Annotated in this window: 25 protein-coding genes; 12 read left to right on the top strand and 13 right to left on the bottom strand. The window is 64.9% G+C overall.

Annotated elements, in window-relative coordinates:
- Window positions 1-9: 9 nt before the first annotated feature.
- Complete coding sequence (gene dkgB, locus FAZ98_RS15300; protein WP_158952164.1) at window positions 10-828, top strand: 2,5-didehydrogluconate reductase DkgB; 819 nt, start codon at window positions 10-12, stop codon at window positions 826-828.
- A 35-nt stretch (window positions 829-863) separates the two neighbouring features.
- Here the strand turns inward: dkgB and FAZ98_RS15295 are convergent, their stop codons facing one another.
- The 7 genes from FAZ98_RS15295 to FAZ98_RS15265 all read right to left on the bottom strand — a co-directional run bounded on the left by FAZ98_RS15295 (window position 864) and on the right by FAZ98_RS15265 (window position 8,641).
- Window positions 864-1,889: a substrate-binding domain-containing protein gene (locus FAZ98_RS15295; protein WP_158952163.1), complete on the bottom strand. Its 1,026-nt coding sequence runs from the start codon at window positions 1,887-1,889 to the stop codon at window positions 864-866.
- 175 nt (window positions 1,890-2,064) lie between these two features.
- Complete coding sequence (rbsB, locus tag FAZ98_RS15290; protein ID WP_158952162.1) at window positions 2,065-3,033, bottom strand: ribose ABC transporter substrate-binding protein RbsB; 969 nt, start codon at window positions 3,031-3,033, stop codon at window positions 2,065-2,067.
- A 125-nt stretch (window positions 3,034-3,158) separates the two neighbouring features.
- Entirely contained in the window at window positions 3,159-4,115 is a 957-nt protein-coding gene (locus FAZ98_RS15285; RefSeq protein ID WP_158952161.1) for an ABC transporter permease, read from the bottom strand.
- 105 nt (window positions 4,116-4,220) lie between these two features.
- Complete coding sequence (locus FAZ98_RS15280) at window positions 4,221-5,732, bottom strand: sugar ABC transporter ATP-binding protein (protein ID WP_325072539.1); 1,512 nt, start codon at window positions 5,730-5,732, stop codon at window positions 4,221-4,223.
- Window positions 5,733-5,740: 8 nt separating this feature from the next.
- Window positions 5,741-6,139: a D-ribose pyranase gene (gene rbsD, locus FAZ98_RS15275; protein WP_158952160.1), complete on the bottom strand. Its 399-nt coding sequence runs from the start codon at window positions 6,137-6,139 to the stop codon at window positions 5,741-5,743.
- Complete coding sequence (gene rbsK, locus FAZ98_RS15270; protein ID WP_158952159.1) at window positions 6,136-7,044, bottom strand: ribokinase; 909 nt, start codon at window positions 7,042-7,044, stop codon at window positions 6,136-6,138. The genes rbsD and rbsK overlap by 4 nt, the downstream gene beginning before the upstream one ends.
- Window positions 7,045-7,324: 280 nt before the next feature.
- Window positions 7,325-8,641, bottom strand: coding sequence for an MFS transporter (locus tag FAZ98_RS15265; protein ID WP_158952158.1), 1,317 nt, complete (start codon window positions 8,639-8,641; stop codon window positions 7,325-7,327).
- 396 nt (window positions 8,642-9,037) lie between these two features.
- On the opposite strand from FAZ98_RS15265, the gene FAZ98_RS15260 reads away from it, so the two are divergent.
- Window positions 9,038-9,595, top strand: coding sequence for a DUF4142 domain-containing protein (locus FAZ98_RS15260; RefSeq protein WP_158952157.1), 558 nt, complete (start codon window positions 9,038-9,040; stop codon window positions 9,593-9,595).
- Window positions 9,596-9,689: 94 nt separating this feature from the next.
- Here the strand turns inward: FAZ98_RS15260 and FAZ98_RS15255 are convergent, their stop codons facing one another.
- On the bottom strand, window positions 9,690-10,295 hold the full coding sequence (locus tag FAZ98_RS15255; protein ID WP_158952156.1) for a TMEM175 family protein: 606 nt from the start codon (window positions 10,293-10,295) through the stop codon (window positions 9,690-9,692).
- Window positions 10,296-10,464: 169 nt separating this feature from the next.
- Here FAZ98_RS15255 and FAZ98_RS15250 point away from each other — a divergent pair, with 169 nt between their 5' ends.
- Both FAZ98_RS15250 and FAZ98_RS15245 read left to right on the top strand, forming a co-directional pair.
- Window positions 10,465-11,169 carry a cytochrome b/b6 domain-containing protein gene (locus tag FAZ98_RS15250; protein WP_158953925.1) on the top strand — a complete coding sequence of 235 codons (705 nt, stop codon included), beginning with the start codon at window positions 10,465-10,467 and terminating at the stop codon, window positions 11,167-11,169.
- Between the two features lie 128 nt (window positions 11,170-11,297).
- Window positions 11,298-11,558 (top strand): H-NS family nucleoid-associated regulatory protein, encoded by a 261-nt coding sequence (locus tag FAZ98_RS15245; protein ID WP_158952155.1) that lies wholly within the window; start codon window positions 11,298-11,300, stop codon window positions 11,556-11,558.
- A 106-nt stretch (window positions 11,559-11,664) separates the two neighbouring features.
- Here FAZ98_RS15245 and kdgD read toward each other — a convergent pair whose 3' ends face one another.
- The 4 genes from kdgD to FAZ98_RS15225 form a co-directional block, all read right to left on the bottom strand.
- On the bottom strand, window positions 11,665-12,582 hold the full coding sequence (gene kdgD, locus FAZ98_RS15240; protein ID WP_158952154.1) for a 5-dehydro-4-deoxyglucarate dehydratase: 918 nt from the start codon (window positions 12,580-12,582) through the stop codon (window positions 11,665-11,667).
- Window positions 12,583-12,636: 54 nt separating this feature from the next.
- Window positions 12,637-13,986 (bottom strand): glucarate dehydratase, encoded by a 1,350-nt coding sequence (gudD, locus tag FAZ98_RS15235; protein WP_158952153.1) that lies wholly within the window; start codon window positions 13,984-13,986, stop codon window positions 12,637-12,639.
- Window positions 13,987-14,057: 71 nt separating this feature from the next.
- Window positions 14,058-15,389: an MFS transporter gene (locus FAZ98_RS15230; RefSeq protein ID WP_158952152.1), complete on the bottom strand. Its 1,332-nt coding sequence runs from the start codon at window positions 15,387-15,389 to the stop codon at window positions 14,058-14,060.
- Between the two features lie 267 nt (window positions 15,390-15,656).
- Window positions 15,657-16,418, bottom strand: coding sequence for a FadR/GntR family transcriptional regulator (locus FAZ98_RS15225; RefSeq protein ID WP_158952151.1), 762 nt, complete (start codon window positions 16,416-16,418; stop codon window positions 15,657-15,659).
- 542 nt (window positions 16,419-16,960) lie between these two features.
- Between FAZ98_RS15225 and FAZ98_RS15220 the strand changes: the two genes are divergently transcribed.
- From FAZ98_RS15220 to FAZ98_RS15185, 8 genes are all read left to right on the top strand, one after another.
- Window positions 16,961-17,566: a c-type cytochrome gene (locus FAZ98_RS15220; protein WP_158953923.1), complete on the top strand. Its 606-nt coding sequence runs from the start codon at window positions 16,961-16,963 to the stop codon at window positions 17,564-17,566.
- A gap of 79 nt (window positions 17,567-17,645) precedes the next feature.
- Window positions 17,646-18,902 carry a c-type cytochrome gene (locus tag FAZ98_RS15215; RefSeq protein ID WP_233272775.1) on the top strand — a complete coding sequence of 419 codons (1,257 nt, stop codon included), beginning with the start codon at window positions 17,646-17,648 and terminating at the stop codon, window positions 18,900-18,902.
- Between the two features lie 7 nt (window positions 18,903-18,909).
- Window positions 18,910-19,092, top strand: coding sequence for a hypothetical protein (locus FAZ98_RS15210; protein WP_158952150.1), 183 nt, complete (start codon window positions 18,910-18,912; stop codon window positions 19,090-19,092).
- A gap of 37 nt (window positions 19,093-19,129) precedes the next feature.
- A complete protein-coding gene (locus FAZ98_RS15205; protein ID WP_158952149.1) occupies window positions 19,130-19,705 on the top strand; it encodes a cupredoxin domain-containing protein in 576 nt (191 codons plus the stop codon).
- Window positions 19,695-21,320 (top strand): b(o/a)3-type cytochrome-c oxidase subunit 1, encoded by a 1,626-nt coding sequence (locus tag FAZ98_RS15200; RefSeq protein WP_158952148.1) that lies wholly within the window; start codon window positions 19,695-19,697, stop codon window positions 21,318-21,320. The genes FAZ98_RS15205 and FAZ98_RS15200 overlap by 11 nt, the downstream gene beginning before the upstream one ends.
- Window positions 21,317-22,105, top strand: a complete 789-nt coding sequence (locus FAZ98_RS15195) for a c-type cytochrome (protein ID WP_158952147.1) — start codon at window positions 21,317-21,319, stop codon at window positions 22,103-22,105. Before FAZ98_RS15200 ends, FAZ98_RS15195 begins: the two co-directional genes overlap by 4 nt.
- 100 nt (window positions 22,106-22,205) lie before the next feature.
- Entirely contained in the window at window positions 22,206-22,637 is a 432-nt protein-coding gene (locus tag FAZ98_RS15190) for an OsmC family protein (protein ID WP_158952146.1), read from the top strand.
- Window positions 22,638-23,055: 418 nt separating this feature from the next.
- Window positions 23,056-23,322, top strand: a complete 267-nt coding sequence (locus tag FAZ98_RS15185) for a hypothetical protein (RefSeq protein ID WP_158952145.1) — start codon at window positions 23,056-23,058, stop codon at window positions 23,320-23,322.
- Between the two features lie 54 nt (window positions 23,323-23,376).
- Here FAZ98_RS15185 and FAZ98_RS15180 read toward each other — a convergent pair whose 3' ends face one another.
- Window positions 23,377-24,663 (bottom strand): MFS transporter, encoded by a 1,287-nt coding sequence (locus FAZ98_RS15180; RefSeq protein WP_158952144.1) that lies wholly within the window; start codon window positions 24,661-24,663, stop codon window positions 23,377-23,379.
- Between the last annotated feature and the right edge of the window lie 73 nt (window positions 24,664-24,736).

Genomic DNA, 24,736 nt, shown 5'->3' with positions numbered 1-24,736 from the left:
GAGAGTGTGATGAATCCAGTGTCTTCCCCGGTGCCCGCCTTCGGCCTCGGCACGTTCCGGCTCAAAGGTCAGGTTGTCGTCGATTCGGTGCGCAACGCGCTCGAACTCGGCTATCGCGCCATCGACACCGCGCAGATCTACGGCAACGAAGCCGAAGTCGGCGCGGCCATCGCCGCCTCGGGCGTGAAGCGCGACGAGCTTTACCTCACGACCAAGATCTGGGTCGATCACTATGCGCCGGACAAGCTCGCGCCGAGCCTCGAGGAAAGCCTCGCGAAGCTGCGCACCGACGCCGTCGATCTCACGCTGATCCACTGGCCCGCGCCCGACAACGGCGTGGCGCTCGAAACCTTCATGGCCGCCCTCGCCCAGGCCAAAGCGAAGGGCCTCACACGCGCCATCGGCGTCTCGAACTTCAACATCGAGCAGACACGGCGCGCGATCGACGTGGTCGGCGAAGGCGAGATCGCAACGAACCAGATCGAGTTGAGCCCTTACCTGCAGAACCGCAAGCTCGCGGCGTTTTTGCAGGGCGCCGGTATTCAGGTCACTTCGTACATGACGCTCGCGTACGGCAAGGTGCTCGGCGATCCGGTGATCGGCGCGATTGCCGCGCGTCATGGCGCGACGCCCGCGCAGGTCGCGCTCGCGTGGGCGCTGCAACTCGGCTATTGCGTGATTCCCTCGTCGACGAAACGCGAGAACCTCGCGAGCAATCTGCTCGCGCAACAACTCGCGCTCAGCGAGGCGGACATGCGGGAACTGGCCGCGCTCGAACGCAACGGCCGCGAGGTGAGCCCGGCGGGCCTGGCGCCGGTTTGGGACTGAAGCGTTTGCCGCGTGGCGAGCGCGCCTGACGGCGCTCAGCTGCGCACTTCGCCGCGCTGCCGGTAGTGAATATGCGCGGGCACTTCGCGCGATTCGGGCGGCGCCTCGCCGTCGAGCAGCGAGAACACGCAGCGCAGGCTATGCGCGGCGAGTTCGCGGCTGTCCTGCACCACGGCGTCGATGCGCAGCGGCAGACAGTCGAGCAGACGATGGTCGTCGAAGGTCATCAAACGTCCCGGCGCCTGGCCGAGCTGATGCGCTTCGTTGATGAATTGCAGCACGCCTTCGAGCAGCGTGATCGAACCCGCGAACAACGACTCGGGGTAACGCCCGTGCGCCTCGAACCACGCCTTCATCAGCGCGTAACCCGACTCGCGTTGGTAATCGCGCTGGAATATCCAGTCGGCATGTTCGGTTACGCCGTTTTTGTCGAGCGCCTGGCGATAACCCGCGAGACGGTCGCGGCTCACCGAGAGATCGGGCTGGCCGCCGAAGTACACCACTTCGCGCGCGCCCTGCGAGAGCGATTCGCTTACGAGCCTCTCCACCATGCCGGCCGCGTCGGTGACCACGAACGGAATCGTGCTCTCTTCCACGCGGCGGTCGGCGAACACGAGCGGCAGGCGCTTGACCCACTTCTCGTAGCGCGACGCTTCGGCCGTGCACGGCACCACCACCACGCCATCCACCTGTTGCGCCACGAGCCGCGCGATGCCTTCGGTCTCGCGCACGGGATCTTCGTCGCTCGTCACGATCATCAACTGATAGCGATACTGCTCGCGGCACTGCCATTCCATGGCCTGCGCGAGCGCCGCGTGCGCGGAGTTCGTGAGGTCGGGAATCACGAGGCCGATCGTGTTGCTGCGCCGCGAACGCAACGCGCGCGCCGACTGCGACGGCGTGAAGTGATGCTCCTTCGCCACCTTGAGCACGCGCTCGACCGTGGCCGCCGAGATGCGGTAACGCTCGGCGTTGCCGTTCAGCACCATGCTCGCTGTCGTGCGCGAGACTTCCGCGAGACGGGCAATGTCGTCGATGGTCAGTCGCTCGAACTGGGACACGCGGTTTCCTGTTGGCAATTGAGTGATCGACATGTTGCCATGCACGCATCGAAACGTAATGCAACGTGCAGGCGGCGTACAAAAAATAATGCGCCCCGTTTTGCGGACGGGGCGCATCACGCGCATCGGCGAAAACGTTCCGCCGATGGTACTACGTTGCCACGCGCGCGAGAACTTACTGCTTGAAGAGGTTCAGCGGCACGGGGATGAACTTGTCGACCGGCTGGCCGTCCACGAGCTTCTTCGCCGTCTGCACGCCGTACTGGCCGATCAGCTCCGGCTGCTGCTGCACGGTCGCGGCCATCTGGCCGGCCTTCACGGCGGCGATCGCGTCGTCGGTGGCGTCGAAGCCCACCACGGCCACGTTCTTGAGGCCGGCGGCTTGCAGCGCCTTGACCGCGCCCAGCGCCATCTCGTCGTTCTGCGCGAACACGCCCTGGATGTCCTTGTTGCTCTGGATGATGTTTTCCATTACCGAAAGACCCTTGGCGCGATCGAAGTCGGCGGGCTGCTTCGTGGCGATCTTCACGCCGCCCTTCGCCGCGACTTCGTCGTCGAAGCCCGCGCCGCGCTCGTTGGCCGCCGAGGAACCCGGAATGCCTTGCAGTTCGACGATGTTGCCCTTGCCGCCGAGTTTGTCGGCGAGGAAGTCGGCAGCCATCTTGCCGCCGGCCTTGTTGTCTGAGGCGATATGCGAGCTGACTTCGGCGCCGTTCACGCTGCGGTCGAGCGAGACGACCTTGATGCCCTTGTCCGTGGCTTCCTTCACGACGTTCGCCACCGCCGAGGAATCGGTCGGATTGATCAGGATGACGTTGACCTTCTTCTGGATCAGGTCTTCCACGCTGGCCTGCTGTTTGGCCGGATCGTTCTGCGCGTCGACGGTGATGAGCGTCACGCCGTCTTTCTTCGCTTCGTCTTCGGCGCCCTTCTTGAGCGAGACGAAGAACGGGTTGTTCAGCGTCGAGATCGACAGGCCGACCACGACGGCGCCGCCCGCCGCCGGTGCCGAGGCGCCGCTGGCGGCCGCGTCCGACGAGCTGGACGGACCTTCCTTCGAGCAGGCCGCGAGGCCGAGAGCGAGCGAACCCGCGACGAGCGCGGCGAAAAGCTTCGAGAATCGGGGCGTAACGTGCTGTTGCATAGTCATCTCCTCGTAGTTATGGATAGAGCGTGAAGTGAAAAATTAATCAGGATTGCTACGAAAGCGGTATTGTCACGCCGCGCGCGCGACGGTGAAGTCACGCGGCGCGGCACGATAAAAATGCGTTACGACTTCTTGTTGCCGCGGTCGATCAGCACGGCGAGCAGAATCACGCCGCCCTTGATGACCTGCTGGTAGAACGACGAGACGTCGAGCAGATTGAGGCCGTTGTTGAGCACGCCGATCAGCAGCGCGCCCACGAGCGTGCCGAAGATCCAGCCGCGCCCGCCCGTGAGGCTCGTGCCGCCGAGCACGACCGCCGCGATGGCGTCGAGTTCGTAGCCGGTACCGGCGGTGGGCTGCGCGGAGTTCAGGCGCGAGGTCAGCACGATGCCCGCGAGCGCCGACATCACGCCCGAGATCGTATAGACCCACAGCTGAATGCGGTCGACCTTCACGCCCGAGAGCTTCGCCGACTCGGCGTTGCCGCCCGTCGCGTAGATATGGCGGCCGAACACGGTCTTGCGCAGCAGCACCCAGAAGCCCGCGAACATCACGAGCATGAGGATCACGGGAATCGGCACGAGGCGCGCCACATAACCGCCGCCGAGCAGCGAGAAGAAGTCGCTGTTGAAGCTGCTGATCGGGCTGCCGTTCGAGACCACGAGCGCGAGGCCGCGCAGCACCGTCATGGAGCCGAGCGTGGCGATGAACGGCGCGACCTTGCCCTTGCTGATGACGAGGCCGTTCGCGAGACCCATCAGGCCGCCGGCCACGAGACCCGCGAGCGTGGCGAGCACGGCGGGCGTGCCCGAACTCAGCAGCGTGGCGATGATGACCGAGGAGAGCGCGAGCACCGAGCCCGCCGAAAGATCGATGCCGCCGAGCAGGATCACGAGCGTCATGCCGAACGCGATGAGCGCGTTGATCGACGCCTGACGCATCACGTTGAGCAGATTGTCGACGGTGAGAAAGTCGGGGCTCACGATCGAGAGACCGACCGCGATGATGAGCAGGGCGATAAACGGCCCGAGTTTTTGCAGCGTCGCCCGGCTGCTGGGTGTCATCGTGAGTTGCGCCATATGATGTCTCGCTGATGTGCTGGGTCTTTCGTGTTGCGCGGCCGACGCCGCTCAGGTCGCTTGCGTCGCTTATGCCGCGTATGTCGCGTATGTCGCGTATGTTGCTTATGCCGCCGCCGTGGATTCCGGCGCGGCCTGGCCGCCCGCCGCGGCCGTCATGATCTGTTCCTGGGTGGCCGTGGCCGCCGCGAAAATGCCGGCCTGGCGGCCTTGATGCATCACGAGAATGCGGTCGCTCATGGCCAGCACCTCGGGCAGTTCGGACGACACCATCACGATCGCCACGCCCTGCTCCGCGAGCTGGTTGATGATCGTGTAGATCTCGGCCTTGCCGCCCACGTCCACGCCGCGCGTGGGTTCGTCGAGCAGCAGCACCTTGGGCGGCTTCGCGAGCCACTTCGCGAACACCACCTTTTGCTGGTTGCCGCCCGAAAGCGACTTGACGTCGAGTTCGGCGTCGCGCGTGCGCACGCGCAGCTGCTTGATGAGGTTGTCGACGGCAATGCGCTCGGCCTTCTCGCTCACGAAGCCGAGCTTCGCGTAGCGGTCGAGATGCACGAGCGTTGCGTTCTCGCGCACCGACATGCCGAGCACGAGCCCTTGCCGCTTGCGGTCTTCGGTCACAAAGCCGATACCCGCGCCGATCGCGCTCGCCGCGTCGCGCACGGCGAGCGGCTTGCCGTCGAGCGTGACGGTGCCCGCCGTTTTGCGATTCGCGCCGAACAGCGTGCGCAGGATTTCGCTGCGGCCCGCGCCCATCAGGCCCGCGATGCCGAGCACTTCGCCCGCCCGCACGTCGAAGCTGATGCCCGCCACGTTGCCGTCGTCGGCGAGATTCGACACCTGCATGCGCACTTCGCCCGGCGTATGACGGCGCTTCGGAAAGCGCTCGCCCAGCTCGCGGCCGACCATGAGCCGCACGATTTCGTCGAAGCCGGTGTCCTTGATGGCGCGCTCGCCCACGAAATGGCCGTCGCGCAGCACGCTGATCTTGTCGCAGATGCGGAAGATTTCTTCCATGCGATGCGAGACGTAGACGATGGCCACGCCGCGCGCCTTGAGCGCGAGCATGATCTCGAAGAGCGTTTCGATTTCGCGGTTGGTGAGCGCGGCCGTGGGTTCGTCCATCACGAGCACGCGCGCGTCGAGCGAGAGCGCCTTGGCGATTTCCACGAGCTGTTGCTGGCCGATGGAGAGCAGACCGGCTTCGGTCTGCGGATCGATGCGCTCGGCGCCCACCATGTCGAGCCACTTGCGCGCCTGCGCGCGCATCGCCGCCGTATCGACGAAACCGAAGCGGCGCGGCTCGCGGCCGAGGAACAGATTCTCCATCACCGTGAGTTGCGGGATGAGATTCAGCTCCTGGTGAATGATGGCGATGCCCGCGCGTTCGGCGTCCACGGTGCCGCGAATCTGCACGGCCTTGCCGTCGATCAGCACCTCGCCCGCGTCGGCTTCGTACACGCCGCTCAGGATCTTCATGAGCGTCGACTTGCCCGCGCCGTTCTCACCCATCAGCGCGTGAATCTCGCCCGCCTCGATATGGAAATCGACGCCTTCGAGCACGCGCACGGGCCCGAACGCCTTGCCGATGCCTCGCATCATCACTTGCATCATGGGCCTCGTCAGAAGATCACGCCCGAATGCAGGATCACATTCGCGTACGGGCTGCATTCGCCGGTGCGGATCACCGCTTTCGCCTCGCGGCAGCGGCGCTTGAATGTTTCGTGCGGCACTTCTTCCACCGCGACTTCCGCGGCGGCGAGTGCGCGTGCGCGCGCGACCACGGCCGCGTTATGCGTTTGCGCTTCGCTCGCGAACACGGCGCGTTCGGCCTTGAAGTCGGCGAGCACGCTGTCGAGCACGTCGAAAAAGCCGGGCACGCCCAGCGTGAGCGAGACGTCGATGCATTCGACGCCCTCGGGAATCGGCAGGCCGCAATCGGCGATCACGATGCTGTCGGTATGGCCCATGTTGGCCAGCACGCGCGCGATGTCGCGATTCAGGTGTCCGTGTTTCTTCATGCCGGGTGGTCTTGCTGGTTCAGGAACGCTTCGAGTTCGGCGAGCGTGGGCATGCCGCCCTGCGCGCCCGCGCGCGTGACGGAGAGCGCGCCCGCCGCGTTCGCGCGGCGCACGGCTTCGCGCATGCCGAGATGCCAGAACGCCGCGAGCGCGCCGTTGAAGGTGTCGCCCGCGCCGGTCGAGTCGACGGCATTCACGCGAAAGCCCGGCTGATGCACGAGCGCGCCGCCGGCTTCCGCGCGCTCCGTGAAGTACGCGCCTTCCTTGCCGTGCGTCATGGCGATGCGGCCCGGCAGGCGCGCGAGCGTGTCCGCCCACGCGGCCTCGGGCGTTTGCAGCGCCGTGGCGAGTTCGTGTTCGTTGGGCGTGAGCAACGTGGTGAGCGCGAGCAGTTCGTCGCTCAGCGGCACGGCGGGCGCGGGATTCAGAAAGAACGGCTTGCCGTGCTCGCGCGCGAGGCGCGCGGCGTGCAGCACGGTGTCGATGGGCGTTTCGAGTTGCGCGAGGATCACGTCGGCTTGCGCGAAGACGTCGCTCGCGCGGTCGAGGTCGGCGGGCGAGAGTTCGTGGTTCGCGCCCGGCACGATGATGATGGCGTTGTCGCCGCCCGAGAGCGTGATCGAGGCAATGCCCGTGGCGGCGGCGCCCGTCTTGACGTGGCGCGTGTCCACGCCTTCGCGCGCGAGCGTGGCCTTGAGTTCGGCGCCGAACGCGTCGTCGCCCACGCAGCCGATCATCGTGACCTGCGCGCCGAGACGCGCCGCCGCGACGGCCTGGTTGGCGCCCTTGCCGCCCGGATGCGTCGAAAAGCGCGTGCCGAACAACGTTTCGCCCAGACGCGGAAACGTTTCGGTCGCGACGACCATATCCATGTTGATGCTGCCCACCACTACCACGCGCGCCATGACACTCCCTTTCGCCCGGATTTCGACTTCGTTGCGGCGATGTCGTTTTTCCCCGTGCTAAAACGTAATCAGCTTGGGAGCGCAGTTATACCAGAGTCGTCGCAACCGGGAAATAGGCTTAGGGTATTACCGGATATCGCGATAAAAACGGGGCGCGATTACGAACTCGATGCGCGTGATGTCGCGCGAGGAAGCGGCCCGCGGCGCTGCCGCGCGGCGGGCCCGGGATGGAACGCGGAGAGGCGGCGTGGCGCGACCGGCCGTATCGCCGCGATGGCCGTTATTGCGCGACCGTGCGGCGCGCCATGAACCAGTAGAACAGCGCGGCGCAACCAGCGATCACGCCGCCGATCACGAAGGCGAGCGAATACGAACCCGTGCGATCGACGATGAAACCCGCCGCGACCGGCGAGAACGCGCCGCCGAAATAGCCGCCGAAATTCTGGATCGCGCTCACCGAAGCGATCATCGAGGAAGGCGCGATGTCGCCCGCGAGCGCCCACGCATTGCCGATGGTCGCGGAGATGAACGCGAGGCCGAACGTCATGAGCACGACCGTCGTGATGATCGAACTCACGAACGGCAGCGCGAGCGCGCAAGCCGCCGCGCACAGCGAACACACGACGATGATGAGCCGCTTGGCGACCATCGGCGAGGCCACGCCGCGATCGACGAGCTTCTTCGCCACCCAGCCCGCGACGATCTCGCCCGCCGCGCCGCCGAACCACGGAATGCTCGCGTAGATGCCGAGTTGCGCGAACGAGATATGAAAGCGGTCGAGCAGATACAGCGGCAGGAACACGAGAAAGAGATTCCAGAGCCAGATCGCGCAGAAGTAGCCGAGAATCATGCCCCATACGCTCCGCGAGGCGAACAGCGCGCGCCAGCGGATGGGCGCGCTCGTGAGCGAGCGTTCATGGCCGCCGCCGCCCGCTTCGATATAGGCGAATTCCTCGCGCGAGAGCCGCTTGCTTTGCGCGGGATTGCGATAGAAGAACAGGAACAGCACGGCGAATACGATGCCGATCGCGCCCGTCACGTGAAACAGCGAGCGCCAGCCGAACGCGATCATCAACGCGACGAGCACGGCGGGCGCGAGCGCGGGCCCCCACTTCGAGGACGAGTCCCAGATGCCGGTGGCGAAGCCGCGTTCCTTGGCCGGGAACCATGCGGCGGTGATCTTCGCGGAGGTGGGCCAGCACGGCGCTTCGCCCACGGCGAGCAGCACGCGCATGACGATGAGACCCGAGATCGAGCCGACCACGCCCGTGAGCCACGTGGCCACGCTCCACCAGATCATGCCGATGGCATAAGCGCGCTTTGCGCCGAAGCGGTCGATGATCCAGCCCGCCGGCAATTGCATCACCGCATAGGTCCACGAAAACACGGTGCCGAGCAAACCGATCTGCGTGCGCGTGAGACCGAGATCGTGAATCATGCCGGGCGCGGCGATGGCGAGATTCGCACGGTCGAGATAATTGATGACGCCGCCGATCATCAGCCAGAACAACACGCGCCAGCGGAAACTCGCGTGAGCCGTTATTGCCGCATTCGCGCTTGCGCCCGACGTTGTATCGGCAACCAGTTTGTCGTCCATCCTGTCTCCTCCTCGTTGGCCTGCAACCGGGCGAAAAGCCCAGATCGTGGGACGTTCGCATCGAAAACGCGGATGCGCGTCGAGAGACATTCTGCGCCCGGCGAGTGCGTTTGAAAAACAGGGTATGCGTGAAGAGGAGTGAGTTTTTTTATGCGCGGTCGATTTTCTTTTGATTTTCTTTTCTATTTTGACCTTACCACTCGTTACATAAGCGAATTCTTCGTTTCACCTGAAGCGCAAGCGCATTCCTAGAATTCGTCAGACCGTTTCGCGGGACATCTCGCAGGACGTCTCGCTGCAAATCACCGCGGCTCGCGCGACGGTCGATCGATACGAAATCGATATCGATCTCAATCAACGAAACGTCGACGAAAATCCGACGAAACAGGAGTGCTCATGACTCGCCTCTCGCTTGCCTCGCTCATCGCGGCTTCCGCCGCCAGCCTCTTTGCCGTCACGCTCGATGCCCACGCGCAAACGGCCGCGCCCGCCGCATCCGCCGCCGGCGCGCCGGAACTGCACGCCGCCGACAAGACGTTTATTGCCGACGGCACGCAAACGGTCTCGACGCAGCGCGATGCCGCGCGGATTGCCGACTCGCGCTCGACCGACCGCGAAGTGAAGGCGTTCGCCGAGAAGATCGTTGCCGATTACACGAAGCTCGGCGACGCGATGCGCGCCGCGAGCCCGCGCGGCGTGGACGTGCCGCGCGACGACCCCGACACGGCCGTGCTCGACGGCATCAAGAATCTGCGCGGCGCCGACTTCGACAAGGCGTATATCGAGCAGGTGGCGCTGGCGGGCCAGCAGAAGACGCTCTCGGCGTTTCAGGCGGAAATCGCCTCGGGCCGCGACGCGGGCCTGAAGAAAGCGGCAACGGACGGCTTGCCCCTGATCCAGGCCGATTACGCGAAGGCGCAGGAACTCGCCAAGCGCAAGCACCTGGGCGGCTGACCGGTTGATCGACTGATCGGTTGGACTGACTGACGATGCATCCGGCGCGCAACTCACTCGCGCCGGATTCGCGCTGGTGGAACTCCGCGAAAACTTACTCCGCGCCCTTCTCGTGTTCGCGCGATGCGAGCGCGAGACGCTCCATGCGCCGGTCGGGCACGAGCCACAACAGCGCGACGATCAAGTAGAAAATCGCGCCGACCTGCGGATAATCGAGCGCCGCCAGCCCGCACCCCGTGAGATACAGCACCGGCGAAATCTTGCCCTTGAAGTCGCGGCCCAACGCGCGCGCGAGCGGGCTCTCGTGACCGTGATAGCGCACCAGCACGATTTGCAGCACCACATAGGCCACCGCGCACAGCAGCAGATTCACGCCATACAGCACGGTTGGCCAGCGCCCGAAATGGTTCTCGCCCATCCAGCCCGTGGTGAACGGCAGCAGCGAGAGCCAGAACAGCAAATGCAGGTTGGCCCACAACACCGACCCGTTGACGCTGCGCGCCGCATACATGATGTGGTGATGGTTGTTCCAGTAAATTCCCACGTAGATGAAACTCAGCACGTAGCTCAGGTACGTTGGCCACAGCGGCGCGAGCGCGGCGAGCGATTCGCCGTGCGGCACCTTGAGTTCCAGCACCATGATGGTGATGATGATGGCGAGCACGCCATCGCTGAACGCTTCGAGTCGGTTCTTTTCCATCTGCCGGTTGAATGGGCGCGCAAACGCCTGAAGGGAAAATACGTGGATTGAAAGGCAAGCGGAAGTATCGCCGAAGTCGCACGGCAACGCCACGTAGCGCCGCGTAATGGTCGTGCACGTGACCTATCATGAAGGCGAACGCCTTCTACCTCGCATCACTTCCGCCATCATGGATCGCTATTCGTCGGACCACGCTTCTCACCAGGGCGCGTCATCGGCCCCGACGCGCCGCGTACGTGTCTGGGACTTGCCTACGCGCCTCTTTCACTGGCTGACGGTCGTGCTCGTCGCGGCGGCTTACGTCACGCAACGCCTGAACTGGATGCAGACGCATGTGCGCGTGGGCGAAACGCTGCTCGCGCTCGTGATCTTCCGCATTCTATGGGGCTGCTTCGGCAGCGAAACCGCGCGCTTCTCGCGCTTCCTCGCTTCGCCGCGCAAGGCGTTCGCGCATCTGCGCACGCTGCCGCGCCGCGAACCCGACGTGCAGGTGGGCCACAACGCCGCGGGCGGCTGGATGGTCCTGGCGCTCGTCGCCCTGCTGCTCGTGGAGACCTTGAGCGGCCTCTACGACAACAACGATATCGCCGACGAAGGCCCGCTCAGCGAAATCGTGCCCGCCGCCGTCGCCAACTTCATCGGCGCCGTGCACGCGATCGGCTGGGACGTGATGCTGGCGGCAGTCGTGCTGCATGTGTGCGCGATCGCCGTGTACGCGATCGTCAAGGGCCAGAATCTGGTCGGGCCGATGCTGAGCGGCAGGAAGCGTTTGCCCGACGCCGTGCGCCCGCCCGCGCGCGCCTCGCTGTGGCTCGCGGCGCTGCTGTTCGGCTTCTCGTGCGTGGTGGTGGCGCTGCTCGCGGTGTACCTCTAGCGCGGGCGTAGCGCCAGCGTGTGCGGTGGACTGTGTGGCATTCGCCACGCTCGCCGGTTCGCGACTTGCCCGCGAAGCGTGCGCAACGCGTAAAATCGGCCACTCGTTTTACTCGACACGATTCATCGATGGCAACTTACCGCGAATTGCTCGCCCAGAAGCGCGCGCTCGACGAGCGCATCGAAACCCTGCGCGCCGAAGCCGCGCAAGAAGCGCTCGCGTCCGCCCGCGCGGCGATCGCCGAATTCGGCTTCACGCCCGAAGATCTGTTCGGCAAGCCGCGCCGCGCCAAGGGCCCGCGCGCCACGCAGGCGGCGAATGGCGCTGGCCGCAAGGCGCGCACCGACGCCAATCTCGATCTGTTCGGCGACGGCGCGGAGAAGTCGTAACGTCTTTTGCTTCGACTCGTCTCGCGCGCAACAAAAGCACAGGGCCCTTTCGGGCCCTGTTTCGTTTTTGCCGCTGGACGCGCGTTCGATACGCGCTCGATACGCGTTATTGCGCGCCGAGCTTCTTGATCAGCACGGCGAGTTGCGCGAGTTCGTCTTCCGTGAGGTCGGTGAGCGGCGCGCGCACCGGACCGGCGTCGCGGCCCACGAGCTTCGCGCCCGCCTTCACGATGCTGACCGCGTAGCCCGCGCGGCGATTGCGGATGGCCAGATACGGCAGGAAGAATTCGTCGATCAGACGGCCCGTGGTGGCGTGGTCTTCGGCGGCGACCGCGCGGTAGAACTCCATCGCCGTCTTCGGAATGAAGTTGAATACCGCCGACGAATACACCGGCACGCCCAGCGCCTTGTAGGCCTCCGCGTAGACTTCGGCCGTGGGCAGGCCGCCGAGGTACGAGAAGCGATCGCCCAGACGGCGGCGGATCGACACCATCGCTTCGATCTCGCCCACGCCGTCCTTGAAACCGATGAGGTTCGGGCAACGGTCGGCAAGGCGTTCCAGCGCGTCGGCGTTGAGCTTCGAATTGGCGCGGTTGTAGATGATCACGCCCATGTTCGGCACGGCTTTGCAGACCTGCTCGGCGTGCGCGGCAATGCCGTCCTGCGAGGCTTCCGTGAGGTAATGCGGCATCAGCAAGATGCCTTGCGCGCCATTGCGCTCGGCTTCCTGCGCGTATTCGATGGCCACGCGCGTGGCGCCGCCCGCGCCCGCGAGAATCGGCACCTTGCCCTTGCAGGTTTCCGTCGCGGTCTTGATGACCTGCGTGTACTCGCTCTTCGTGAGCGAGAAGAATTCGCCCGTGCCGCCCGCCGCGAACAGCGCCGTCGCGCCATATGGCGCGAGCCATTCGAGCCGTTCGGCGTAGGTGTCGGCGCGGAAGTTGCCTTGCGCGTCGAAGTCGGTCACGGGAAACGACAGCAGACCTTCGGAAACGATTTGCTTGAGTTCTTGCGGTGTGGTCATGATCTTGATCCTCGGATGAATGAGTGACGCTAAATAAGGGTGAGTGGTTCGATATCAGCGCACGAGGCACGGGCGCTTGTTGTCGAATTTCCAGTTCGGAACGAGGTATTGCATGGCCATCGCGTCGTCGCGCGCGCCGAGACCATGTTCCTGATACAGCGCGTGCGCCTTGTCCAGCGCGTCCATGTCGACTTCGATGCCGAGGCCCGGCTTCTGCGGCACCTGCACCTTGCCGCCCACGATCTGCAGCGGATCGCGCGTGAGGAACTGGCCGTCCTGCCAGATCCAGTGCGTGTCGATCGCGGTGATCTTGCCCGGCGCGGCAGCGGCCACGTGCGTGAACATCGCGAGCGAAATGTCGAAGTGATTGTTCGAGTGCGAACCCCACGTGAGGCCCCAGTCGTTGCACATCTGCGCGACGCGCACCGAACCCTGCATGGTCCAGAAATGCGGATCGGCGAGCGGGATATCGACGGATTGCAGCTGGATGGCGTGACCCATCTGGCGCCAGTCGGTCGCGATCATGTTGGTGGCCGTGGGTAAGCCCGTAGCGCGGCGGAATTCGGCCATCACTTCGCGGCCCGAATAGCCGTTCTCGGCACCGCACGGGTCTTCGGCATAAGCAAGCACGTCGTGCTGGTCGCGGCACAGGCGAATGGCTTCGGCGAGCGACCACGCGCCGTTCGGGTCGAGCGTCACGCGCGCTTGCGGGAAGCGTTCGGCGAGCGCGGTGACGGCTTCGATTTCGGCGTCGCCGGCCAGTACGCCGCCCTTGAGCTTGAAGTCGTTGAAGCCGTAACGCGCCTGCGCGGCTTCGGCGAGACGCACCACGGCTTCGGGCGTCATGGCGACTTCGGTGCGCACGCGCTCCCACGCGTCGCGGCCCTCGGCACCGCTCGCGTACGGCAGGTCGGTCTTGTTGCGATCGCCGATAAAGAACAGATAGCCGAGCATTTCCACTTCGCTGCGCTGCTGGCCTTCACCGAGCAACGCGGCGACCGGCACGTTCAGATGCTGACCGAGCAGGTCGAGCAGCGCCGCTTCGAGCGCCGTGACCGCGTGAATGGTCGTGCGCAGGTCGAAGGTTTGCAGGCCGCGGCCGCCCGAATCGCGGTCGGCGAACTGCTTGCGCACCGTGTTGAGCACGGCCTGCAGATTGCCGATCGACTGGCCGACCACGAACGCGCGCGCGTCGTCGAGCGTCTTGCGGATCGCTTCGCCGCCCGGCACTTCGCCCACGCCGGTATTGCCCGCGCTGTCGCGCAACAGCACCACGTTGCGCGTGAAGAACGGGCCGTGTGCGCCGCTCAGGTTCAGCAGCATGCTGTCGCGGCCCGCAACGGGAACGACGCGCAACTCGGTCACGACGGGCGTGGCGTGGGATCGAACGGTGGAGGTGGACATGACGTGTTACCTGTGAAGATTCAGCGGATAAAAGGATCGAGACGATTTGCGTATGGATCGATGTCGGGTGCTCAATGCGCGCCGCGATGCACTTGTTCTTCGGTGGGCGCGCGGCGTGTGGGCTTGTTGCGCGCGAGAAACGCGGCCGCCGCGGCGATCAGCGAGGTCACGCCCAGACCGTAGAGGCCGCCCGTGATCGAGCCCGTGTGCTGCTGCAGATAACCGAAGGTGGCGGGCGCGAAGAAACCGCCCAGATTACCGAGCGAGTTGATGAGCGCGATCACGGCGGCGGCCACGCGGGCGTCGAGATAGCCTTGCGGCATGGGCCAGAACAGCGACGAAGCGGCCTTGAAACCGATCGCCGAAAAACAGATCGCCACGAACGAGAACACGGGATTCGCCGACGTGGACGCGAACAGGCCGCACGCGGCAATCACCAGCGCCAGCGCGAGCCATGCTTGCTGAAAGCGGTATTTCGCGGAGAGGATCGCGAAGCAATACATCGCGACGATGGCGATCATCCACGGAATGGCGTTGTAGAGACCCACCTGGAAATCGCTGAGGCCGCCCATCTTGCGGATGATGGTGGGCAGCCAGAACGTGGCCGCGTAGATCGTGAGCTGGATCGCGAAGTAGAGGAAGCAGAACAGCACGATTTGCGGATCGCGCAGCAAACGCAGCACGGGAACGTGCGCGCCCGTGGCGGCTTCGCGTTCGGCCTGCTCGCGCGCCATATACGTTTCGAGCGCGCCCTGCTCGTCGCGCGTGAGCCAGTGCGCGTCGCGAATGCGCGACTTCAGCAACAACCAGCTCGCGCCGCACAGCACGATGGAGAAGCCGCCTTCGATCAGGAACATCCACTGCCAGCCGGCGAGGCCGAGACCGCGCACCGAGAGCAGCGCACCGGTGATGGGACCGGAGAGCACCGAGGCGAACGCCGAGCCCGCGAGGAACACGGCCACGGCCTTGCCGCGCGCCTTCTGCGGCAGCCACTGCGCAAAGTAATAGACCACGCCGGGAAAGAAGCCGGCTTCCGCAATGCCGAGCAGAAAGCGCAATACGTAGAACGAGGTGTCGTTTTGCACAAACGCCATCGCGCCGGCAACGATACCCCACGTGCCCATGATGCGCGTGAGCCACGCGCGCGCGCCGTACTTCTGCATCAGCATGTTCGACGGCACTTCGAACAGCGCATAGCCGACGAAGAACAGACCGCTGCCCAGACCGTAGGCGGCCGCCGAAAGCCCGAGGTCGGCTTCCATGTGCGTGTTCGCGAAACCGACGTTCACACGGTCGATGTAGTTCGCGATGAACATGATGAGAAAGAGCGGCAGCACGTGCCGCATGACCTTGGCGCTGGCCGAGTCCAGCAGGTTGTCATGACGGTGAACGGAAGCGGACATCGAGGTTGTCTCCTGATCGGCGCACCGGGGCGCGCATGCATCATACTTCGTGGTACGTTGTCTGATGACATTTTAAGCACACTTTCCGGTTGTCTGATGTGGTGTAAACCCTCAATTTTCCGCAAAATTTTCTGCAAAACCCGTGCGGAAAGGGCTTCCGGTCACGAGATCGAGCGATTGCCTCATGTTATAAGACATCATACAACATGGAGCGAAAGCGCAGCAAATTCTGGCGCGGCAACCGTCTCCAGTCGCCGCCCTGCCCGTTCAGACGGGTTCGCCCGACTCCGCCGCCGCGCGCCGCAGCCGTTCCCGGCTGCTCGACAAATGCATGCGCATGGCCGCGCGCGCGCCGTCGGGATCGTGGCGCGCAATCGCGTCGAAGATGCTTTCGTGCTCGCGGTTGACGAGTTCCGCGTACGCCTTCGGGTCGCGGTGCGCGATGCTCGCCGAATTGACGCGATGCCGCGGAATGAGCGCCGCACCCATCTGCGTGAGGATGTCGACGAAATAACGGTTGCCCGTGGCGCGTGCCACGCAGATATGAAACTCGAGGTCGGCGCCCGAACTGTCGCCGCCGGTGCGCGTGGCCACGTCGAGTGTGTCGAGCGCCGTGCGCAGCGCAGCCAGGTCGCGTTCGCTCGCGCGTTGCGCGGCGAGCCCCGCCGCTTCGGTTTCGAGGCTGATACGCAGTTCGAGCACGCAGAGCACGTCGTTGAGCGTGGCGGCCGGCACCATCTCCAGGTCGAGCGGTTCGCGGCGCGGTTCGAGCACGAAGCTGCCGATGCCGTGACGCGTTTCGATCACCGACATGGCCTGCAAACGCGAAATGGCTTCGCGCACCACGGTGCGGCTCACGCCGAGTTGCGTCATGAGGCTGCTCTCGGTGGGCAGTTTGTCGCCGGCCTTGAGCGCCCGCGAGGCGATCTGCTCGCTGATGTAATTCACGACCTGCCCGGCGAGATTGCGGCCACGCGGGGTAATGGGGCTGTTCGCGGGGGAGGCAGGCGTGCCAAGCGACTCCGCCATGTGGGGCTCTCCTGTTATCTGTCGTTGTCCATTATACGTTGTCGTATAACCCATGCGGCGTGCTTCGCGCTCGCGCAAACGCCTCGCTGCGACGCGCGCATTGCGAACCCTGCGACATAGGATGACCCGCGAGGGCCGCCAGTCACCGTCTCGCATGACACGGAAAAACTCACTGCGATATTGGCTCGATTAATAGTTAGGATGCCAATGTAAATAATGCGGTCGCAGGGAAAACGCATATTGTTGCGTTAGCAAACGTACTGAGTGCGACACTCGATCGCGATGAATTTTGCGCAGATTCCCGGCGCTCATTTTCTTTTTTCTCCCATAATGTGTTTCAGAGGAAGCGCGCCCGCACGCCAAGATAATTCCGGTCCCCACGGACGACGCCTCAACTGATATCGAATCGCATCGCGTTTGTGCCGTCACACACCGCAACGAGGGAATCATTGAGCCATCGCATCGTTCTCCTCATTCTTGCGCTTGCGCTGCCGTGCGCGCCGCTCTTCGCGGCGCCGGCCGCCGAGCGCGCGCCTGACACGATGCAGGCGCGCGTCCTCGGTTGCGCCGCCTGTCACGGCGCGCATGGCGAAGGCACCGACAACGACTACTTCCCGCGTCTCTCGGGCAAGCCAGCGGGCTATCTGTACAACCAGCTGATCGCGTTTCGCGACGGTGGCCGCAGCTATCCGCCCATGAACTATCTGCTCGCGTATCTGCCCGACGCGTACCTGAAGCAGATCGCCGAGTTCTTCGCGCAGCAGCATCCGCCCTATCCGCCGCCCGCCGCGCCCACGGTCGACGCGGCCACGCTCGCGCTCGGCAAGGAACTCGTCACGAACGGCGCGCCCAATCGCAAGGTGCCCGCGTGCGCGAGCTGTCACGGCGCCTCGCTAACCGGTATGGAACCCGCCATTCCGGGTCTCGTGGGTCTGCATGCGAATTACATCAGTGCGCAACTGGGCGCGTTCCGTTACGGCACGCGCCGCGCCGCGAGCCCCGACTGCATGCACGACGTCGCGACGCGTCTCGCCGACCGCGACATCACCGCCATCGCCGCGTGGCTCGCCTCGCAACCCGCGCCTGCCGACCCCACGCCCGCGGCGCCCGCGCCGCTGCCGATGGCGTGCGGCGGCGTTCACAACTAGCCGGGGTATCGACGTGCGCAGACTTCGAACCCTTCTCCCCTCATCGTTCCTGCGTCGCGCTGCCCTGCTTGCGTGCGCCGTGCTGGGTGCTGGCACTGCCGCCACGTTCGCGCAAACGGCCGCGCCCGGCGCCAGCTCCGCGAGTAGCGCACCGACCGCATCGAATGCTGCGTTGATCGCGCGCGGCGAATATCTCGCGCGCGCTGGCGACTGCATCGCGTGCCACACGGTGCCTTCCATGCCGATGTTCGGCGGCGGCCGGCCAATGGAGACGCCCTTCGGCACGCTCTATACGCCGAATATCTCTTCCGACAGGCAATATGGCATCGGCGCATGGACCGCCGCCGAGTTCTATCGCATGCTGCACGACGGCAAGTCGCGCGACGGCACGCTGCTTTATCCCGCCATGCCGTTCGCGTCGTACACCAAGGTCACGCGCGCCGACTCCGACGCGATCTTCGCGTACCTGCAATCCACGCCGGCCGTGCATCAGGCCAATCGCCCGCACGACCTGCGCTTTCCGTACAACCAGCGCTCGCTGCTGCTCGGCTGGCGCACGCTGTTCTTCCGGCCCGGCGAGTTCAAGCCCGATCCCACCCAGTCGGTGGAATGGAATCGCGGGGCGTATCTCGTGGAAGGACTCGGGCACTGCACGATGTGTCACACGGCGATCAATGCGCTCGGCGGCAACTCGGCCTCGAAGCAATTCCAGGGCGGCCTGATTCCCGTGCAGAACTGGTACGCACCCTCGCTCACGTCGAACAAGGAAGCCGGTCTCGGCGACTGGAGCATCGACGATATCGTCGACTTGCTGCACGCGGGCGTGTCGAATCGCGGCGCCGTGTACGGGCCGATGGCGGAGGTCGTCTACGACAGCTTCCAGTATCTCGACGAAGACGACGTGCGTGCCGTGGCCGTGTATCTGAAGTCGCTGCCGGGTCGTTCGAACGAAGTCGACAAAGCGCCGAAAACGAGCTTCATGACCGAGGAAGGCGCGCGACTTGCACCGCTCGGCAAGAAGATCTACGACGCGCAGTGCGCGCTGTGTCATGCCACCGAAGGCCAGGGCAAGCTGCCGCATTTCCCGCCGCTCGCGAACAACCAGTCGATTCAGATGAATTCCTCGGTGAATCCGATTCGCATGGTACTGAACGGCGGTTATGCGCCGGGCACGAAAAAGAATCCCATGCCGTACGGCATGCCGCCTTTCGCGCAGTCGCTCTCCGACGAGGAAGTGGCGGCCGTGGTCACCTATATCCGCACGGCGTGGGGCAATCACGGTACGCCCGTTTCCGTGCACGAAGTGAACGCGCTGCGCTCGGCGCCGCTTTTCTGAGGCCGTCATGATCGAGACACCCGTTGCCGAACAACCGGGCGAGCGCCCGCAACACGAACAAGTCGACGAGATCGTACGCAGCGGGCCGGGCGGCGCGCTCGCCCTGGCGAGCATCGCCACGGCCATCGTCGCGGCGATCTGGTTCGCGTTCTACTTTTTCGTGTTTCTGCCGCGCGGCGTCATTCAATAGTTCGAATAGACCATCTTGATCACAAAGGCCCGGCCTCATGTCGAACCCACTCGATAACCACGCCAGTGCCGAGATCGCCGCGCGCGTCGAGCGACGCTGGGCGATCTTCATGGTGCTGCTCGTCCTCGTGCTCGTGGCGATGGTCGTGTTCACGGGCCTGCATTGGGCCATGATGCCGCCTTCGCGCGTTGAGACCGTGGACCCGGAAACGCTGCACGTGTCCGGCGAATTCGTCGAATCGAACCTCGGCAGCGCGGTGGAAACCGACGGGTCCGTGACCGTACGCGTGGTCGCCCAGCAGTACTCGTTCACGCCGCAATGCATCGTGGTGCCGGCGAATACGCCCATCACGTTTCGCGCGACCAGCGCCGACGTCATACACGGTTTCCTCATCACCGACACGAATCTCAACTCGATGGTCGAACCCGGTTACGTCTCCACGTTCCGCACCACGTTCGACAAGCCCGCCGATCACACCATGCCGTGCCACGAATACTGCGGCACGGGCCATCAGGGCATGTGGGCTCACGTGAAGGTCGTCGATCGCGATACGTTCATGCAGATGGCGTCACAGTCCGGCAATGCCGCGCGGAGGCTCAGCTGTGTTAAATAACAAGCGACTCGTACTCGCCCACTTCTGGCTCGCGTTCATCCTGTTCGGTGTCGCGCTGCTGCTCGGCGCGTGGCAGATGCTCGTGCGGAGTCCTTTGCATCCCATGCTCAAGAACCCCGAGCTGTATTACCGCTCCGTGACCGAGCACGGCACGGTCATGGGCTATGCATTTCCCACGCTCATTGCCATGGGCTTCGGCTACGCCGTGACCGAACTCGCGTTGAAGCGGCCGCTCGTGGGCGTGCGCTGGGCGTGGCTCGGCTTCATCCTGCTCGCGCTCGGCGGCGTGACGGCTTCGGTGCCGGTCGCGCTCGGTCTCGCTTCGGTGCTGTACACCTTTTATCCGCCGATGATCGGCAACGTGTTCTATTACATCGGCGTGGTGTTCGTGGTGGTGGGCTCGTGGATCTGGGTTGCGCTGATGGGCGTCAATCTCGCCGCGTGGAAGCGCGACAACCGCGGCAAGCCCGTGCCGCTCGCGATGTTCGCGACCACGGCGGGCGCGTATCTGTGGGGATGGACGGCCGTGGGCGCCGCCATCGAAGTGCTGTTCATGATCTTGCCCGTCGCGCTCGGTTTGCGCAGCACCATCGACGCGGGCCTCGCGCGCGTGTTCTTCTCGTGGACGCTGCACGCGATCGTCTACTTCTGGCTGATGCCCGCGTATATCGCTTATTACACGATCGTGCCGCGCGCGATTGGCGGGCGCCTCTACAGCGATTCGATGGCGCGCATCTCCTTCATCCTGTTTCTCGTGGTGGCCATGCCGATCGGCCTGCATCATCTCTTCACCGACCCGCAGGTGGGCTCGGGCTTCAAGTTCGTGCAGTCGGTCTTCACGGCGCTGGTTTCGGTGCCCACGCTGCTCACCGTGTTCACCATCTGCGCCTCGGTGGAGATCGCCGGGCGGCTGCGCGGCGGCAAGGGTCCGTTCGGCTGGATCGCCAGGCTACCGTGGCACAACCCGCAAATGCTCGCGGTCGCGTTCTCGTTCGTCATGCTCGGCTTCGGCGGCGCGGGCGGCCTCATCAACATGAGCTATCAGCTCGATCAGCCCGTGCACAACACGCAATGGGTCACGGGCCACTTTCATCTGATCTTCGGCGGCGCCATCGTCATCATGTACTTCGCGATCGCCTACGATCTCTGGCCGCAACTCACGGGCCGCGCGCTCGCGAACTGGCGGCTCATGCGCTGGCAGTTGTGGCTGTGGTTCATCGGCATGATCGTACTGACGTTCCCCTGGCATGTGGTGGGTCTGCTCGGCATGCCGCGCCGCATGTCCTACTACGATTACACCGACCCCGCGCTCGCGAGCTGGGGGCCGTATGTGACGCTCTCCGCGATCGGCGGCTTCATTCTCGTGATCTCGGCGATCCTGTTCTTCGTCGTGCTGCTGCAAGGCCATCGCGCGGCGGTCGTGAAGCCCGACGAATATCGCTTCAGCACGCCCGTGCACGAGTCGCCCACGCTGCCCGTCGCGCTCAACAGCTTCGGCTTGTGGATCGTGCTGATGATTGCCCTCACGATCGCCAATTACGGTTACCCGATCGCGCAACTGCTCGCGACGCCCGACACCGCGGTGCCCGCGATCCCGATTGGAGCGCAGCGATGAGCGACGAACGCCTGTTCTCGTTTCGCAACGTGTGGTTTCGCGCGAGCGTGGGCGCGACGGTGCTCACGTTTGTGGTCTCGGTGTTGATCGGCTTCGTGTGGCTGCCCTCGGTGCAAAAAGATGCGCAATTTCAGGGCATCTGGAACGCGATCTGCAGTGCCGCGGGCGTGCCGAACCGTTGGCATGCGAGCGAAACGTCGGTGGTACCCGCGTACAAGATCAGCACGGTCGAACTCGCGCCGCATATGCTCGACGGCGCGACCAACCTTTCGATCGGGCGCGGCGCCACGCTCTCGCTACGCTGCACGATGTGCCACGGCCCACGCGGCTTGAGCATGGCGAATTCGCCGAATCTCGCGGGCCAGTACGCAACGGCCGTGTACAAGGAATTGCACGACTTTCAAACGGGCGCGCGCCAGAACGCCGTGATGTCGCCCATGGCACGCGATCTCTCCGATCAGGACATGCGCGATCTGGCGGCCTATTACGCGTCGATTCCGCCCATCGCGCGCGTACGCGGCAACGCGCCCGCCATCGTGGCGGTGGGTGCGCCAATGCGCAACATTCCCGCGTGCGGCGCGTGCCACGGCGGCGTGGACAGCAAGGTCGGCAGCCCGTGGCTCGACGGTTTGCCCGCGCCTTACACCGCGGCACAACTCGAGGCGTTCGCGAATGGCACGCGCCACAACGACATTTCCGAGCAGATGCGCAACATCGCCCGCAACATGACGCCCGAGGAAATCGACGCGGCCGCCGCGTGGTACGCCGGACAGCCTGCGCACTGATTCTCCGCAAATCAGGCAAGATCCCTCTCGACGGATGTGGGGCACGCGCGTTGCGTGCCCTGCCGTTTCCCATTCCCCTTTCACATCGCGGAGAGACATCATGCAAAAGACGGCATCGGCAAAATGGCACGGCGGGATCAAGGACGGCTCGGGCGCGATTTCCACGCAAACCGGCGTGCTGCGCGATGCGCCCTATGGTTTCGCGTCGCGCTTCGAAGGCGGCCCCGGCACGAATCCCGAAGAACTGATCGGCGCCGCGCACGCCGGCTGCTTCACGATGGCGTTCTCGCTCTTCCTCACCCAGGCGGGTTTCAAGCCGGAGAGCATCGAAACGAAGTCGACGGTCACGCTCGACAAGGTCGGCGAGGGTTTCGCGATCACGGCGTGCCAGCTCGACATGAGCGCGAAGATTCCGGGTATCGACCAGGCGAAGTTCGAGGAGCTTTCGACGGCGGCGAAAGAAAATTGCCCGGTGTCCAAATTGTTCGCCAATAACGCGAAAATCACGTTGAACGCGAAACTCGAAGCGTAAATTGGCTCGAGGCGTAAAGTGTGAATGAAATGGCCCGCGCAGTCGGGCCATTTTCTATTTCCCGACGATCGATGCGCGCGGCCCGGTGTGATCGCCCGGCAACCGGCCATGCCCGCAACTCACCGACGCATTTGCATGGCGTGCCTGCGGCAGCGTGTGGCACCGGCGCCACGCATCGTTGGCACTCGTCGCGCCGCAAACTATAACTAAAGCACAGCGCGGATTTTATCCGCGCGCCCCGCTTTTCCCGCTCTTGCGCCGCGCCGCGCTGTGTCGCCCCATCACGTGGGCGCCCATCTTCCCTGTATCCGACTAATTCGAATCGGTAGCCGCGCTTCGTGCGCCGGCATTCCGACCTTTCGACTATCGAGCGCGCGTTTGCAAACCACTGGCGGGCGTTCGGGAAAAGGAGGCTGCAATGAAAACCCGTTTAGCGTGGATCGCGGCCGGCATCACGATCGTGGCCGTGTGCATACCGGCCATGGCGTTGGCGTCCGACGATGCCGCGACGCAAGCGGCACAACCGCGCGCGCAACAGCGCATGACCGATGCGGCGAACGCCTCGGCGCAGGCGACCACCGACATGTCGTATGGCGGGACGTCCGATTCGCGCGGCGCCTCGGGGTATCGCGTGGGCAAACCCTGCACGCCACGCGCGCAGTGCGATATCTTTTTCGGTCAATGAAGCGCGACGATGCGGACGCGTTGCGCAGCGCGAATCCGGCACGCGTCCGGTCAATCAGCCATGCAGATTACGCTGACCGAAACCCACCGCACGCCACGTATAGCCCGCGCCCGCGAGCATCAGCAGACTCGTGCCGAGAAACACCGCGCGCATGCCGAAATGGCCGCCGATGAAACCGCCGATCAGCGGCCCGAGCACCTGCCCCGCGAATTGCGCAGAGACCGAATAACCGAGCACGCTGCCCGCCGCATGATCGGGCGCGTTGTGCCGGATCACCGTGGCGATGCACGGCAACAGGCCCGCGAGGGAGACGCCCATCAGAAAGCGCAGCGCGACCAGTTGCCAGCCCGCCGAAACGAACGCCTGCGGCACGAGCAGCACGGCGCACAGGGCGAGCGCGCCCACGATGACTTTGGCGTGACCGATACGATCGGCGAGCCGCCCCACGCGAGACGCCGCAACGATGCTGCCGAGGGCCGCCGCCGACATCGCTAGACCCGCGACGAAGGTCACGCGCGCCGGATCGTGCACGAGGGTCGCGACATAGACGGTGATGATCGGCTCGATCGACATGTTGGCGAGCATTAGCAGCGTGCCGGTCACGAGCATGGCCACGATGGGCCGCTTGTCGGGTAGCGCGGACCAGCCGCCCGATTGCTGTTCCTTCGCGGCGCGCACGGGACGCGGCGCTTCTTTCACGAACACGCAGGTCGCGATGAACGCCGCGAAGATCGCCGCGCCCGCGACCCAGAACGTTCCGCGCAAACCGATGAGCGGCGGCAACGCGCCACCGAGCAGCGGCCCGATCAGATTGCCCGCCATGATGCCCGACGACAGCACGCCCAGCGCCCACGCGGAGCGATGCCGCGGCGTCTGGGTCGCGACGAGGATCGTCGAGCCCGACGAGTAGCCGCCCGCGAAGCCCGCGAGCAGCCGTAGCGCGACGAGTTGCCAGATGTTGCGCGACATGCCGATGAGCGACATCGTGATCGCCATGCCGAGGCTCGCGCGTACCAGCATGGGCTTGCGGCCGTAGCGGTCGCCGAGCCGCCCCCAGACTGGCGCGACGAGTGCGGCCGTAAAAAACGTGGCACTGTACGCGATGCCCGACCACTGCACGATCGCCGCGTGGCCGTGTACGCCGAGTTCCTCGACGTAGAGCGGCAGGAACGGCAGCATGAGCGTCATGGCGACGAGCGTGGTGAACGAGCCCACCACACACACGGCGAGATTGCGTTGCCAGTGCTGCACGACCGGGGCTTCGGTTACCGTGGCGGTCGAAGGAGGCGCGTCGGCGGTGTCGTGGGGAACTGCGGCGGAGCGGTCGGCGCGGGAAGTCATCGGCGAATGGAAAAAGACAGCGAAGGCGGCGTCAAGCGAGCGGAGCGGCACAAACGGCACCGTCCGTCGGCAA

Origin of the sequence: Paraburkholderia acidisoli (genome assembly GCF_009789675.1) — a bacterium.
Lineage (GTDB): Bacteria > Pseudomonadota > Gammaproteobacteria > Burkholderiales > Burkholderiaceae > Paraburkholderia > Paraburkholderia acidisoli.
This window is presented reverse-complemented; position numbering and strand designations above follow the sequence as displayed.

Coding starts and splice junctions, on each gene's coding strand:
- dkgB (WP_158952164.1), top strand. CDS start 10: ATGAATCCAGTGTCTTCCCCGGTGCCCGCCTTCGGCCTCGGCACGTTC.
- rbsB (WP_158952162.1), bottom strand. CDS start 3,033: ATGCAACAGCACGTTACGCCCCGATTCTCGAAGCTTTTCGCCGCGCTC.
- FAZ98_RS15285 (WP_158952161.1), bottom strand. CDS start 4,115: ATGGCGCAACTCACGATGACACCCAGCAGCCGGGCGACGCTGCAAAAA.
- FAZ98_RS15280 (WP_325072539.1), bottom strand. CDS start 5,732: ATGATGCAAGTGATGATGCGAGGCATCGGCAAGGCGTTCGGGCCCGTG.
- rbsD (WP_158952160.1), bottom strand. CDS start 6,139: ATGAAGAAACACGGACACCTGAATCGCGACATCGCGCGCGTGCTGGCC.
- rbsK (WP_158952159.1), bottom strand. CDS start 7,044: ATGGCGCGCGTGGTAGTGGTGGGCAGCATCAACATGGATATGGTCGTC.
- FAZ98_RS15265 (WP_158952158.1), bottom strand. CDS start 8,641: ATGGACGACAAACTGGTTGCCGATACAACGTCGGGCGCAAGCGCGAAT.
- FAZ98_RS15260 (WP_158952157.1), top strand. CDS start 9,038: ATGACTCGCCTCTCGCTTGCCTCGCTCATCGCGGCTTCCGCCGCCAGC.
- FAZ98_RS15255 (WP_158952156.1), bottom strand. CDS start 10,295: ATGGAAAAGAACCGACTCGAAGCGTTCAGCGATGGCGTGCTCGCCATC.
- FAZ98_RS15250 (WP_158953925.1), top strand. CDS start 10,465: ATGGATCGCTATTCGTCGGACCACGCTTCTCACCAGGGCGCGTCATCG.
- FAZ98_RS15245 (WP_158952155.1), top strand. CDS start 11,298: ATGGCAACTTACCGCGAATTGCTCGCCCAGAAGCGCGCGCTCGACGAG.
- kdgD (WP_158952154.1), bottom strand. CDS start 12,582: ATGACCACACCGCAAGAACTCAAGCAAATCGTTTCCGAAGGTCTGCTG.
- gudD (WP_158952153.1), bottom strand. CDS start 13,986: ATGTCCACCTCCACCGTTCGATCCCACGCCACGCCCGTCGTGACCGAG.
- FAZ98_RS15230 (WP_158952152.1), bottom strand. CDS start 15,389: ATGTCCGCTTCCGTTCACCGTCATGACAACCTGCTGGACTCGGCCAGC.
- FAZ98_RS15225 (WP_158952151.1), bottom strand. CDS start 16,418: ATGGCGGAGTCGCTTGGCACGCCTGCCTCCCCCGCGAACAGCCCCATT.
- FAZ98_RS15220 (WP_158953923.1), top strand. CDS start 16,961: ATGCAGGCGCGCGTCCTCGGTTGCGCCGCCTGTCACGGCGCGCATGGC.
- FAZ98_RS15210 (WP_158952150.1), top strand. CDS start 18,910: ATGATCGAGACACCCGTTGCCGAACAACCGGGCGAGCGCCCGCAACAC.
- FAZ98_RS15205 (WP_158952149.1), top strand. CDS start 19,130: ATGTCGAACCCACTCGATAACCACGCCAGTGCCGAGATCGCCGCGCGC.
- FAZ98_RS15195 (WP_158952147.1), top strand. CDS start 21,317: ATGAGCGACGAACGCCTGTTCTCGTTTCGCAACGTGTGGTTTCGCGCG.
- FAZ98_RS15190 (WP_158952146.1), top strand. CDS start 22,206: ATGCAAAAGACGGCATCGGCAAAATGGCACGGCGGGATCAAGGACGGC.
- FAZ98_RS15185 (WP_158952145.1), top strand. CDS start 23,056: ATGAAAACCCGTTTAGCGTGGATCGCGGCCGGCATCACGATCGTGGCC.
- FAZ98_RS15180 (WP_158952144.1), bottom strand. CDS start 24,663: ATGACTTCCCGCGCCGACCGCTCCGCCGCAGTTCCCCACGACACCGCC.